The sequence below is a fragment of the Kangiella sp. genome, from assembly GCF_014762745.1.
Taxonomy (GTDB): Bacteria; Pseudomonadota; Gammaproteobacteria; order Enterobacterales; family Kangiellaceae; genus Kangiella.
Genome location: NZ_JABURJ010000056.1, coordinates 1 through 12,078, shown reverse-complemented (window position 1 = coordinate 12,078; position 12,078 = coordinate 1). Strand labels below are relative to the sequence as shown.

14 protein-coding genes are annotated in these 12,078 nt (G+C 42.9%); 13 read left to right on the top strand and 1 reads right to left on the bottom strand.

Annotated elements, in window-relative coordinates; genetic code table 11:
- Positions 1 to 10: 10 nt before the first annotated feature.
- The 13 genes from HUJ19_RS04135 to HUJ19_RS04075 all read left to right on the top strand — a co-directional run bounded on the left by HUJ19_RS04135 (position 11) and on the right by HUJ19_RS04075 (position 11,534).
- Positions 11 to 769, top strand: coding sequence for an SDR family NAD(P)-dependent oxidoreductase (locus HUJ19_RS04135; protein ID WP_290622411.1), 759 nt, complete (start codon positions 11 to 13; stop codon positions 767 to 769).
- A 258-nt stretch (positions 770 to 1,027) separates the two neighbouring features.
- Entirely contained in the window at positions 1,028 to 1,513 is a 486-nt protein-coding gene (locus HUJ19_RS04130; protein WP_290622410.1) for a hypothetical protein, read from the top strand.
- Between the two features lie 70 nt (positions 1,514 to 1,583).
- Positions 1,584 to 2,294 (top strand): GIY-YIG nuclease family protein, encoded by a 711-nt coding sequence (locus HUJ19_RS04125; protein ID WP_290622409.1) that lies wholly within the window; start codon positions 1,584 to 1,586, stop codon positions 2,292 to 2,294.
- A gap of 51 nt (positions 2,295 to 2,345) precedes the next feature.
- Positions 2,346 to 3,338 carry a kelch repeat-containing protein gene (locus tag HUJ19_RS04120; protein ID WP_290622408.1) on the top strand — a complete coding sequence of 331 codons (993 nt, stop codon included), beginning with the start codon at positions 2,346 to 2,348 and terminating at the stop codon, positions 3,336 to 3,338.
- A 16-nt stretch (positions 3,339 to 3,354) separates the two neighbouring features.
- Positions 3,355 to 3,735, top strand: a complete 381-nt coding sequence (locus HUJ19_RS04115) for a VOC family protein (protein ID WP_290622407.1) — start codon at positions 3,355 to 3,357, stop codon at positions 3,733 to 3,735.
- Positions 3,736 to 3,754: 19 nt separating this feature from the next.
- Positions 3,755 to 4,963, top strand: coding sequence for a hypothetical protein (locus HUJ19_RS04110; RefSeq protein ID WP_290622406.1), 1,209 nt, complete (start codon positions 3,755 to 3,757; stop codon positions 4,961 to 4,963).
- Between the two features lie 100 nt (positions 4,964 to 5,063).
- Positions 5,064 to 6,389, top strand: a complete 1,326-nt coding sequence (locus HUJ19_RS04105) for an APC family permease (protein ID WP_290622405.1) — start codon at positions 5,064 to 5,066, stop codon at positions 6,387 to 6,389.
- A 67-nt stretch (positions 6,390 to 6,456) separates the two neighbouring features.
- A complete protein-coding gene (locus HUJ19_RS04100; protein ID WP_290622404.1) occupies positions 6,457 to 7,278 on the top strand; it encodes a PhzF family phenazine biosynthesis protein in 822 nt (273 codons plus the stop codon).
- Entirely contained in the window at positions 7,271 to 7,429 is a 159-nt protein-coding gene (locus HUJ19_RS04095) for a hypothetical protein (RefSeq protein WP_290622403.1), read from the top strand. Before HUJ19_RS04100 ends, HUJ19_RS04095 begins: the two co-directional genes overlap by 8 nt.
- A 3-nt stretch (positions 7,430 to 7,432) precedes the next feature.
- A complete protein-coding gene (egtB, locus tag HUJ19_RS04090) occupies positions 7,433 to 8,596 on the top strand; it encodes an ergothioneine biosynthesis protein EgtB (RefSeq protein ID WP_290622439.1) in 1,164 nt (387 codons plus the stop codon).
- A gap of 27 nt (positions 8,597 to 8,623) precedes the next feature.
- Complete coding sequence (gene egtD, locus HUJ19_RS04085) at positions 8,624 to 9,559, top strand: L-histidine N(alpha)-methyltransferase (RefSeq protein ID WP_290622402.1); 936 nt, start codon at positions 8,624 to 8,626, stop codon at positions 9,557 to 9,559.
- Between the two features lie 63 nt (positions 9,560 to 9,622).
- Positions 9,623 to 10,057 (top strand): YqaA family protein, encoded by a 435-nt coding sequence (locus HUJ19_RS04080; protein WP_290622401.1) that lies wholly within the window; start codon positions 9,623 to 9,625, stop codon positions 10,055 to 10,057.
- Between the two features lie 82 nt (positions 10,058 to 10,139).
- A complete protein-coding gene (locus HUJ19_RS04075) occupies positions 10,140 to 11,534 on the top strand; it encodes an amidohydrolase family protein (protein ID WP_290622400.1) in 1,395 nt (464 codons plus the stop codon).
- A 54-nt stretch (positions 11,535 to 11,588) separates the two neighbouring features.
- Here HUJ19_RS04075 and HUJ19_RS04070 read toward each other — a convergent pair whose 3' ends face one another.
- A complete protein-coding gene (locus HUJ19_RS04070) occupies positions 11,589 to 12,029 on the bottom strand; it encodes a DoxX family protein (RefSeq protein ID WP_290622438.1) in 441 nt (146 codons plus the stop codon).
- Between the last annotated feature and the right edge of the window lie 49 nt (positions 12,030 to 12,078).

Sequence of the window (12,078 nt, the reverse complement as noted above, 5' to 3'; positions counted from 1 at the left end):
AGGATTTACTATGTCAGACTCGGTCAAAAAAGTAGCGCTGGTAACAGGCGGCAGCGCAGGGATTGGTAAAGCAATCGTAGAATCATTCGCAGAGCGCGGTGACGCAGTGGTCATCAGCGATCTCGATCAGGATAGAGGCGAAAAGCTCGCCGATAAAATTCGCCAAAAAGGTGGCGATGCATTATTCATGAAAACTGATGTGTCCGATCTTGAGTCGGTTAAACGTCTTTTTGAAACCATTAAAGACCGTTACGGACGACTGGACTATGCGGTTAACAATGCCGGTATCGAAGGCGAGCAAAATGAAACCGCAGATTGCACCTTTGAAAACTTCGATCGAACCATCAAAGTAAATCTGTATGGCGTTTTCTATGGCATGAAACATGAGCTAGAGATTATGCGTGAGCAGGGCAGTGGTGTTATCGTCAATATCTCATCAATTGCTGGCGAAGTCGGCTTCATGAATCTTCCCGCCTACTGCGCTTCCAAAGGCGGCGTAATCCAGCTGACCAAAACCGCAGCTCTGGAATACGCAACGCGCAATATCCGCGTCAACGCAATTTGCCCCGCAGTGATCATGACCGAAATGGTCGAACGCATCACCCATCATGATCCAGTCATTCAAGCAGAATTCGCTAAACTGCAACCGATGGAGCGCGCAGGCAGACCTCAAGAAATCGCTGACAGCGTCATGTGGCTCTGCTCAGACAAATCCAGCTTCGTCACCGGCCAGGCCATCAACATCGATGGTGGTTACCTGGCAAGGTAGTACACCTCGTAGGTTGGTGATGAGCAAAGCGAATCCCAACAATTATAGTTTGGTAGCTTGGCAGCGTATCCGAGCGAAGCCTGCCCTATGGACGCAGCCTTAACAAACTTAAACACCCCAGACTCGACTTAGCCTGTTTACTGCAAAGTGAACAGGCATTTTTTTATTGCAATTCATAGTAAGCTGTCTAGTATTGAGCAAATGTAGGGTGCGTCGTGACGCACCAATAAGCTTGATTTAAAAGACCAGGTAATTTAGATGAACCACTTAGAGCAATTAATTGCCGAATGGTATGAATACAGGGGTTACTTTGTCCGGCGAAATATCCAAGTTGGCCCAAGAGTAAACGGCGGTTATGAATGTGAGTTAGATGTTGTGGCTTTTAATCCTGTTACACAACATTTAGTGCATATTGAGCCTTCCATGGATGCCCATTCCTGGGCCAAGAGGGAGCAACGATATTCAAAAAAATTTGCAGCTGGTCGAGCATATATTCCAAGTTTGTTTGGAGGTTTAGCCTTGCCTGATGAGATTGAGCAGATAGCTTTGTTAGGTTTTGCTAGCAACGCTAATGTTAAATCTCTTGCTGGCGGCAGGGTAATGACAGCTGCTGAATTATTCGCTGAAATTGTAAGTGGTATCGGTAATAAGAAGGTTGCTAGGTCAGCAATTCCAGAACAGTTCCCACTCCTTCGAACGATACAATTTGCCTGTGAGCACCGTCATTCAGTTGGTTGGAATTAGTATAAATTCAAAGCGGTGCGTCACGACGCACCCTACATATAATTGTCAACTCTTTAAGAGGTAAAAGAGTATGCAGAATACACTCTACATTGCAGAGCCTATCTTTTCAGAAATGCTACAGAAGTTTGACGGTGAGGCTTCATTTCCGCCAATTAAAAAAATTGGTATTACGCATGATGCTCCTAACAAAAGAGAAAAGGAGCTTTTGGGAACTAAAAGCCCTATCAAGGTTTCCATCATTAAGGCTTGGACTAATTTGGATGCAAGGCAAATCGAGAGAATGCTGCACAACATTCTGGATAATACTCGACTAGATGGAGAGTATTTTTGGGATGGTAATGAAACACTGGTTGATTCAGTGAGTGACTTTATCCTTACTTATCATCCTGATGCACAAGAAATAGGGGTTTCAGATGATCCCGACGTTAAAGCTGCAACAGAGACTTTAGAAAAGAAAAATTCTGACAGGATGCTTACGGAGGTAGTTCCAACTTTAGATGAGCTTGGAATTGATCATACTATTTCTCAGAATGGGCAAAAAGTACACTTCCATCTAGGTGATTATAAATTAGTACTTTCAGGTAGAACGGCTGGAAGGTTTACGCTTACTATATGGTCTAAAACAAAAACAACTGAGGAAGCCTTATCGGATTTCGAGCATTCACAGGAGCTTTCAGCTAATAGCACTGAGGATAGCAGTCGTAAAGCTAGAATCCCAATGAGTAAGTTATCAGTAATATTTGAATCTATTAGAGAATATGTTGAGAAAAACTCATTATAAATTTGTATATCAGCGATAACGGTGCGTCACGATTAGTTAGGAGTAATTCGCATGTTCACACGCCGTACATTTTTAAAAGGTTCTTTGCTGTCTGCTTCGGCTATTGCTTTACCGGGAATGGCGAAGTGGGAAACTAAGGCGTCACTTCCTTTTAAGGTTCAGGAGATTTATCCGGCGGTACACAATGGCAAGATTTACGTTGCAGGCGGTTTGACGGTAAAGGGTAACGAGCTTGATGTGTACGATGAAGTGGTGGCTTACGATCCTGCTTCTGATTCCTGGCAAGAATCTATTTCGTTACCTGAACCAAGACATCATCCTTATCTTGTTTCTCATGCTGGTAAGCTATTTGCATTCAGCGGCTTTACTGTGGCTGAAAACGGTAGCTGGTTTGGTAGTCGCGATGTGCTGGTTCTGGACGAAGAGAATGAACGCTGGCGTAAGTATCCTAACCACATGAGCTATCCTTTGTGCGAAACAGTAGCTGCCTCGATTAATGGGCGGATTCATCTCGCTAGCGGCAGACGGCCTAAAGGTTTGAGCAACGGCAACTGGAGTGATCATGTTGACGCGAGTAGCCATAAAGTCCTCGATCCTTCATCTATGACCTGGGACTGCGCGCATCCTATCCCAACCACGAGAAACAGTGCCGCTGGCGGTTATTTGAATGACCTGTGGCATGTCATTGGCGGTCGCACCGTTAACGGCGGCAATCTTGATGCACACGAGGTTTATGATTACAAAGAAGATAAATGGCGCAGTCTTGCACCATTACCACAGGCGCAGGGTGGGTTAGCAGCTGCAGTAATGGGCGAGCATATCTACGTATTCGGCGGTGAGTATTTCACCAACGGTGGCGGAGTCTACAAAAAAGTCTGGCAGTACTCGTCCAAAGAAGATAAGTGGCAACAAATTGGCGAAATGCCAGTACCGCGCCATGGATTGGGTGCAGTCACAATTAACGATAGTATTTATGTAGTTGCTGGGGCTACACAGGCAGGCGCAAAAGGCACCAGCAATCGATTATCAGTATTTAAATTATGATTACGAGACTTGGTTTATGACTACACATGTTTCAACCATCAAACAAATCGCTATTACTGTTAGCGATGTTGAGAAAGCTTTATCCTTCTATCGCGATATTTTGGGTTTGGAGTTTCTTTTTAACGCAGGTCCAAATTTGGCATTTCTAAATGCTGATGGCGTTCGAATCATGCTGAGCACTCCTCAGGGGGCAGGGGCGGTTGGTGCCAATTCTATTCTTTACTTCAACACCAAAGATATCGAGACTGCTTACAAAGAGTTTGTGGAGAAGGGTGCAAAAGTTGAACGTGAGCCGCAACTGGCGGCGAATATGCCTGACCACGATCTGTGGACTGGCTTTCTTCGTGACCCTGACGACAACCTCGTTGGTTTAATGGAAGAGAAAAAGCATAACTAAATATTGGGGCATACTAGCTATGAAATGGAACTTTCTTACAGCTCTTATTCTAGGTTTTTTAACTTTATCACTCCATACTGTAGCTCTATCTAAATCGATATTAGATAAAGAGCCGATTATGGTAGCACCTCCTAAAAATGATTTAAGTTACGATAGGCAGGCTATACTCACAGCATTATCCAAAGCCAATGCCGGCGATACACTCCAGTTTTCTAAAGGCACTTATTATGTCGGCCCATTTATTGCAATTGACAAGCCAAACTTAACATTGGTTGGAAGTGCGGAAGGAACTACAATAAAGGGCTGCGATATTGAGTCTTTCCAAAATCAGGAATATGCAATTTTTAACTGTAATGGATTCGAGTTAAGGAGCGGCAATACTCATATTGAGGGACTAACTTTTGAAAATACCTGGCATGGTCTTTATGTAGGCTGTTGCTTTCCGAAAAATATTGAAGAGGCAGAAAAAGGAGGTTCGGAGCAAAAGCTTCAACTAGGCGGTCACATTATTGAAAATAGTCTCTTTAAAAACTCTTCGAATGGAATTCGCGTTATAGGTGAATCGGTGCAGAGAAACATATTCAAGCACAATCGTTTTATCAATACTTTTCATGCCATTGTTATCAACGGCTCTGACGCAGAAATTACTTCTAATCTAATTCATGCACAGAACCCAGAAGACATACCTGTTACTGGCTTTGCTGGTGGGGCAATTATCATAGCCCCGATACCGCCAGCACAAACATGTGGTAAGAATATTATCAGCAACAATAGAATCGCTAGTCACTCTGATGGTGTTGTACTGCATTTGTTCGCCCCAAATAGTTCGTGCATAGGCAATGAAATTATCAATAACACTATCGTGACTGAAGCTAAGCCAGCTTCTGTTGGAATTCCAATTGCAGTCATCAACAGCATTAATGAAAGCCCTGCAAATCTTTCAAATACTCTAATTAAAGGAAATCGAATAGACGGTGGCAGTGGCTTGGGTATAGAAATACTCAATGCATCTGATAATACAATTATTGATAATTCAATTAATTCTATTAAAAAGAGAGAGCCGTTCCCCGGCAATTACGTCAATAGCTCTGATCCAGTTCTTTCTGGTTGGAAAGAATACAATGGATCAGGTATTTGGCTATCAAAGTCTAGCAGCATAAAGCAGATAAATAATAATACTTTCAGTGATATTGAAAACCAAAATGTTGCTATTGAAAAACCTGAATAATTTGTTTTTCCCAATAGCTGCTAATATTCTTCTACTTTGCTTAGCTTGATAAATTATTTTATTCACGTAGGCTTTAACTAAAGTTGCTGAAGGAGCCTGCATGAGTGATTCAAAAAAATCTCTAAGCTTACTGGGTGCTGTTTCGATGGGTACTGGTGTCATGATTGGCGCCGGTATCTTTGCGTTAACAGGGCAAATTGCCGAGCTAGCTAACGCATTATTCCCATTGGCGTTTCTTGTCGGGATGATAGTCACCAGTATTTGCGCTTACTCCTATATTAAACTCTCTCAGAACTACCCATCATCTGGCGGCATCGCCATGTTTCTGCAAAAGGCTTATGGCAAAGGTGCAACCACAGCAATCTTTGCATTGCTGATGTTCTTTTCCATGATTATCAATCAAAGTCTGGTTGCCAGAACCTTTGGTACCTACACTCTGCAACTGTTTGAAATTGAGCAGTTTGGTCAATGGGGAATTCCAATACTCGGCGCACTATTATTGGTGTTTGCATTTTTCGTTAATATTATTGGTAATAAATATATTGAAGGTTTATCGGTTGTGATGGCTTTCATTAAAGCGGTTGGTTTATTTCTATTAGCTCTGGGTGGACTCTGGGCTGCTGGCTTTGATTTTAATAGCTTATTTGAGACGGCAAACCATTCGAAGCTGACAGAAGATCTCGCTCTCAATCCTGTCTGGGGCTTCATTTCTGCGGTTGCATTAAGCGTATTGGCGTACAAAGGCTTTACAACCATTACCAATAGCGGCGATGAAATAACCGATCCTAAGCGTAACATCCCTAGAGCCATCGCGATTGCGATTGGTATCTGCACACTGGTTTACCTGTTAGTAGCCGTCTCGGTCAGCAGCAATCTTACTGTTCCCGAAATCGTGGCGGCACGTGACTATTCGTTAGCTGAAGCTGCTAAACCTGCATTTGGGCAATGGGGCCTGACGATTACCGTATTGTTTGCGATAGTGGCAACGGTTTCAGGAGTCATTGCCAGTATCTTTGCAGTCTCCCGTATGCTGACCATGCTTACCAATATGAAACTGGTGCCTCACAGTCATTTAGGTATGCCAGGCAGTATTCAAAAACATAATGTGGTTTACACCGTTGGCATTGCAATATTATTGACGCTGTTTTTTGATTTGAGCCGCATTGCCTCGATGGGGGTTATTTTCTACATCATCATGGATATTGCTATTCATTGGGGTGTTCTGACCAAGCTTAAAAATGAAGTTAAGGCCAATCCTTATATCGTTTCTTTCGCAATCACGTTGGACGTTATTATTTTGAGTGCCTTTTTGTGGATTAAGTGGCAAATGGATCCGTTCGTCATTTGGGCTAGCTTAATTGGATTGGGCCTTATTGTAATAGGAGAGACTGTTTTCCTACGAGTTATCAGAAATAAAAACCAATAAAATCATAGCCTTGAATAATATTTATAATAAAGTAGGCTAGTAGCTATATTTACAGCTGAGGGAGTTTATGCATCAATTTGAAGGGCAATCGGTATTTCATGTTTCAGTCTTCTCTGGAAACTACGGCGGAAAAATTCACGCCGGAACCGAAGCTTTAGTATTTCTGGAGAATGAGTCATTAACTAGCGAGCAAATGCAGAGTATTGCGCAACGCAAGGATATCGCTGCAACTTGTTTCGTCTGGCCTTCCGAACAACCACAACATTTTAATATTCGCTTTTTCAACCCACAAACCGAAATACAACTGTGTGGTCACGCTTTGTTGGCTGCCGCCAGGGTGCTTTATGAGGAACACAGTAAGCAATCGACCGACGCAAATCCAATCGAATTTATCACCCAATCTTCACATATCAATACTAAAATAGATACCAATCATCAGGTATGGATCGGATTTGATCCTATTGCGATTGAGCCAACGGCAATTCCAGTATGGGCTGAAGATTGCTGTAACATCGCGCCAGTTAGTGCATCTAAAGTAGGGCCAAGCAATGGTTACTGGATCTTTGAGTGGCCTGAAGGTTTTGATTTAACGGAGCTTGCAATCGACTTCGACAAACTCACGTTTGCAACAGAGCGAGCCTTGATAGCAACGACTCGATCGCAAGTCAAAGGTTTTGATTATGACCTTCGCTATTTCGCGCCACAGCATGGTGTCAATGAAGATAAGGCGACAGGATCAGCTAACCGAGTGTTAGCCAGTTATTGGAAAAGCAAATTGAATCAAAGTAAATTTAAGGCCAGACAATTGTCCGCAGAAGGTGCCGTCATTGAGGTCGAGTGCGAAGGTGGCAAGGTATGGATTTCAGGAAAGGTTACTATTAATGCTTGATCAGGTTAAAGAAGAGTCGTCAACAGAGCTTGTTGAGCAAGTTATCTCTGACTTTATTGCCGCTCGATTTTTTACCGAGCAGCTGTGTGAGCCATTAAAAGCTGAAGATTACAACCTGCAAGCCATTGCTGAAACCAGCCCTGTAAAATGACACCTGGCACACACCAGCTGGTTTTTCGAAACATTCATCCTTAAGAAGTTTCATTCAGATTTCACTCCCTTCAGTTCACGCTACGAATACCTGTTCAATTCCTACTATAACTCCATTGGTGAGCAATTCCCCAGGTCCCAACGAGGATTGTTATCGCGTCCAAGTGTCGAAGAAGTTTATCAATATCGGCAGTTTGTCACTAAACAAATCTCTGACTTAGTGAATCAGTTATCCGCAGAAGGTCATAAGCAGCTAAGCCAAGTTTTAAGCCTTATAAGACTCGGCATCAACCATGAACAGCAGCATCAAGAATTATTATTAACTGATCTCAAGTACAACCTATTCCAAAACCCTTTGCATCCAGCTTACCGCGAGGCCGGCATAACCTCAGCTCATGATTTTCCTGTTCGGCCAATTAAGTGGATTCAACTTGATGATGAGCTGGTATCAATTGGTACTGATATTAAAGATGAAACGATTAAGCAAGACAGTTTTGCTTATGATAATGAAGCACCCAAGCATAAATTCTATCGCCATCAATTTTCAGTTGCTAATCGTTTAACAACCAATGGCGAATACCATGCGTTTATAGAAGAGGGCGGCTATCAGGACCCTCAATACTGGCTGAGTGATGGTTGGGATGCAGTCAGAGAACATCAATGGCAGGCGCCGCTTTATTGGTTTAAAGAGAATGGCGATTGGTTTGTTTATACCCTAAATGGAGTAAAACCACTCAATCTCAATGAGCCTGTAGCTCATGTCAGCTATTACGAAGCAGATGCTTTTGCACGTTGGAGCGATGCGCGGTTACTGACAGAGCAAGAGTGGGAATCGATTGCCAATGATCAGTCGGTAGAAACAGATATTGGCAATTTTGTAGAAGATGATGTCCTACATCCAGTATCTGCAAAAGGCATTGATAGTTTGCAACAGATGTACGGAGATGTCTGGGAATGGACATCCAGCGCCTACTCAGCATATCCCGGGTTCAAAGCGGCCAGCGGCGCAGTTGGTGAATACAATGGCAAGTTCATGTGTAATCAATATGTACTAAGAGGTGGCTCTTGTGTAACCAGCCGCAATCATATCCGTAAGACTTACCGTAATTTTTTCTATCCAGACGCACGCTGGCAATTCTCCGGCATTCGTTTAGCTCGAGATATCTAGATAACCATTTTAAATTAGGTCAGAACAATGAACATAAAAGAACCGTCCATAAACAAAGAACAGCAAGATATACTGGATGGATTAATTTCAAATCAGAAAACGATCAATCCTAAATACTTTTATGATCATCGTGGTTCAAAACTGTTTGAGAGAATCACACAGCTTGATGAGTATTACCCAACAAGAACAGAGCTGACAATTCTGAATGATTATGCGCAGGACATAGCTCAGCTTTTTGAACCAGACTCATTGATTGTTGAGCCTGGAGCGGGTAATTGCACCAAGATTGAGTATCTGTTAGAGGCTGTTCGACCAAGCATATACGTGCCACAGGATGTATCCGAAGAGTTCCTGCAAAAGTCTGCACAAAGATTATCCGGGCGTTACCCATGGCTTAAAGTTCATCCAATCATAAGCGACTTTTCTGACCCAATCGAATTGCCCGAAAACTATCAAAAGTTCGCAAAGCATGTATTTTATCCCGGCTCTACCATTGGTAATTTTGAGCCAGAAGATGCGGTTATTTTTTTAAAGCAGATGCATAAACTGGTAGGAAGCCGAGGAGGTATGTTGCTGGGCGTAGATTTGCATAAAGATAACGAAATACTTCATGCCGCCTATAATGATGAAAAAGGCATTACGGCAGAGTTCAACCTCAATACCCTAAATCACATCAACCAGATTCTTGAAGCTGGTATCGACATCAATCAGTTTGAACATCACGCCCTTTATAACTCCAAACAGCAACGCATCGAAATGTACCTGCGCAGTAAATCCCTGCAACAGTATACAATTCTCGGCAACACCATTACCTTTGAAAGTGGAGAGCTGATACACACTGAACACTCATATAAATACACACTGGACGGTATCGCCGAACTTGCGCAAAAATCAGGCTTTACGCTACAAAAAAGCTGGCTTGATGAAGAAGAATTGTTTAGCGTTAGCTACCTGAGCGCATAGTCGTCAATAAAAAAGAAGTGCGATTAATTTGATCATGTTCAATATATTGGTTAGCGACTAGTCATGGACTACTTCGCTGAACTTGGCTATATCGGCCTCTTTATTGCTGCATTTCTTGCTGCCACCATTTTGCCGCTCAGTTCTGAGCTGGTTCTTACTGCATTACTGCTTAATGGTTTATCACCCGAGTTTTTGGTTATTGTTGCTACTGTCGGCAATGTACTTGGTTCATTAACCAATTATGGTTTGGGTTACTGGGCGAGTAAGACGGTAATTCAGAAATGGTTGCGCATGTCTGAAAGTGAATTCGTGCGCGCCGAAGAGCGGTTTAAAAAGTACGGTATCGTTGCGTTACTCTTTGCCTGGGTTCCTATCATCGGCGATCCGCTGACCGTCATGGCTGGTATTTTACGCATCCGATTGCTGTGGTTCTTAATTTTGGTCACTATTGGAAAATTCCTCCGTTATTACATTCTGGCAACACTGGTTCTTCCCTAGATTTCTCATAGAGCTCTGGGCTTGCTTCAATGCTTTATTAGGGATAAGGTTAATCGACATTAATAAATGCTTGGGGGTAATAATGATACGTTCTCGATTCCTTTCTGTGTTCCTGCTTCTTGGTCTTTTTCTATCTTTTGACGCAACTGCTGAAAAGTATGCCTTAAAAGGCGGGCGCTTAATTGATGGCTACGGTGGGCCACCGTTATCAAACAGCATTATTCTGGTTGAAGATGGAACCATTCAGGCAGTAGGCCAAGTAGGCAAGCTAGAAATCCCCGGCGATTATAAGGTGGTCTCAACCGAAGGAATGGATGTGTTGCCAGGACTTTGGGAAAGCCATGCGCACCTGATGTTAAATGGACACGCAGATTATAGCCATTGGCAACCGACTTATCGCGAGCGACAAGTTGATGAGATTATGCCTGCCAGTGCTGTGCAGTTGTTGCTTGCAGGTGTAACCAGCGCGCGAGATCTAGGTGCGAATCTTGAGGACTCAATCGAAATTAAGCAGCAGATAGAGAAGGGTGATATTGCAGGCCCTAATTTATTTGTTTCAGGCCCATTTTTACAGTATGAACCTTATCCTGGCTCAGATCATTACCGTTGGGGTGTTAAAACTGTTCGCGAAGCCAAACAGAAAGTCAGACAGCTAGCCAAAGCTGGCGTCGACATGATTAAGCTGGTCGATCAGGATCAAATGGATCTCGAAGTTGCTCAAGCTATTGTTGATACCGCCCACGAAAATAATTTAAAGGTCATAGGTCATTCACATCGACCCGATGAAATCCGAGTCGGCTTAAAAATTGGAGTTGATAACTTTGAGCATACAGGCTTAACTACAGCGCCGGAGTATCCAGAAGATGTCATGAAGCTTTTAAAAGAAAGAACAGCAACTGGACGTGTCGCTGGTGGGCCTTTGTTTTGGACCCCTACAGTTGAAGGTCTCTATCAATATCCAGAGTTGATTAAAAATCCTGAGCGTTTGGATAATACTTGTTGGCATAGGGGCTTAAAGCAAGAAACCATCAAAGACATTAAGGCATCGTTAACTGATCCCGGTAAGCTAGACTATATGCAGCTAACACCTTTACGCCAACCAACGTTGAAAAAGAAAATTGCACAGCTTAAAGAAGCTGGAGTAGTTTTTTTGATAGGTACTGATAGCGGTATCCCAACAAAATTTCACTGCCAGAGCACCTGGAATGAAATGGCGGTGCTGACCAATGATATGAACATTCCTGCTATGGACGTCATTCGTTCAGCGACATATTGGCCAGCCGTGATGATGGGTGTTCAAGATCGATTAGGTAGTATTACACCAGGAAAACAGGCTGACATTATTGCTGTAGAAGGGGATGTACTGCGTTATATGAACTTGTTATCTGACGTAGATTTCGTAATGAAAAAAGGAGTTATTTATCGTCAAGCTGGGCAAGTAGTTGAGGAAAAATTGGCGCCTAAACAACGACTGTAATTTTAATTAGAAAGGCACCTACCCATTTATTATGAGTAGGTGCCTTTTTGCTTTTTAAGCTTTTGCTTTTACAATCGAGTCGACTGATAATTTACCTGCTCCAGATATTGCTAGAGATACTGACGCTGCTAGAAGCATTAAAGCAAACTCATAACCATTGTTGCTTACAAAGAGTCCATTACCAATATGGACAGTCATAGCCATCAGCATAGTGAAAGCAGTAACGATCGCTGCTGGGCGTGTTAATAGCCCTAGAATTAAGGCTAAGCCGCCAAAAAACTCCGCACTGCCTGCTAAAACAGCCATTAGATAGCCAGGTTCAAAACCAACACTTGCCAGCCACTGGCCTGTGCCTTCCAGGCCATAACCACCAAACCAGCCAAACAACTTTTGAGCACCATGTGCCATAAGGATAATACCAAGTGGTACGCGGATGACGAGCGGTGCCCAGCTTTGATTCTGTACAAAGAAATGTTTAAACAATGTGTTTTTCATAATTACTCTCCAAAAGACCTGATTAAGTTGACGAATCCATATTACTCTT

Bases quoted from the DNA above. Each gene is read 5' to 3' on its own strand.
- HUJ19_RS04135 (WP_290622411.1), top strand. From the start codon at position 11: ATGTCAGACTCGGTCAAAAAAGTAGCGCTGGTAACAGGCGGCAGCGCA.
- HUJ19_RS04130 (WP_290622410.1), top strand. From the start codon at position 1,028: ATGAACCACTTAGAGCAATTAATTGCCGAATGGTATGAATACAGGGGT.
- HUJ19_RS04125 (WP_290622409.1), top strand. From the start codon at position 1,584: ATGCAGAATACACTCTACATTGCAGAGCCTATCTTTTCAGAAATGCTA.
- HUJ19_RS04120 (WP_290622408.1), top strand. From the start codon at position 2,346: ATGTTCACACGCCGTACATTTTTAAAAGGTTCTTTGCTGTCTGCTTCG.
- HUJ19_RS04115 (WP_290622407.1), top strand. From the start codon at position 3,355: ATGACTACACATGTTTCAACCATCAAACAAATCGCTATTACTGTTAGC.
- HUJ19_RS04110 (WP_290622406.1), top strand. From the start codon at position 3,755: ATGAAATGGAACTTTCTTACAGCTCTTATTCTAGGTTTTTTAACTTTA.
- HUJ19_RS04105 (WP_290622405.1), top strand. From the start codon at position 5,064: ATGAGTGATTCAAAAAAATCTCTAAGCTTACTGGGTGCTGTTTCGATG.
- HUJ19_RS04100 (WP_290622404.1), top strand. From the start codon at position 6,457: ATGCATCAATTTGAAGGGCAATCGGTATTTCATGTTTCAGTCTTCTCT.
- HUJ19_RS04095 (WP_290622403.1), top strand. From the start codon at position 7,271: ATGCTTGATCAGGTTAAAGAAGAGTCGTCAACAGAGCTTGTTGAGCAA.
- egtD (WP_290622402.1), top strand. From the start codon at position 8,624: ATGAACATAAAAGAACCGTCCATAAACAAAGAACAGCAAGATATACTG.
- HUJ19_RS04080 (WP_290622401.1), top strand. From the start codon at position 9,623: ATGGACTACTTCGCTGAACTTGGCTATATCGGCCTCTTTATTGCTGCA.
- HUJ19_RS04075 (WP_290622400.1), top strand. From the start codon at position 10,140: ATGATACGTTCTCGATTCCTTTCTGTGTTCCTGCTTCTTGGTCTTTTT.
- HUJ19_RS04070 (WP_290622438.1), bottom strand. From the start codon at position 12,029: ATGAAAAACACATTGTTTAAACATTTCTTTGTACAGAATCAAAGCTGG.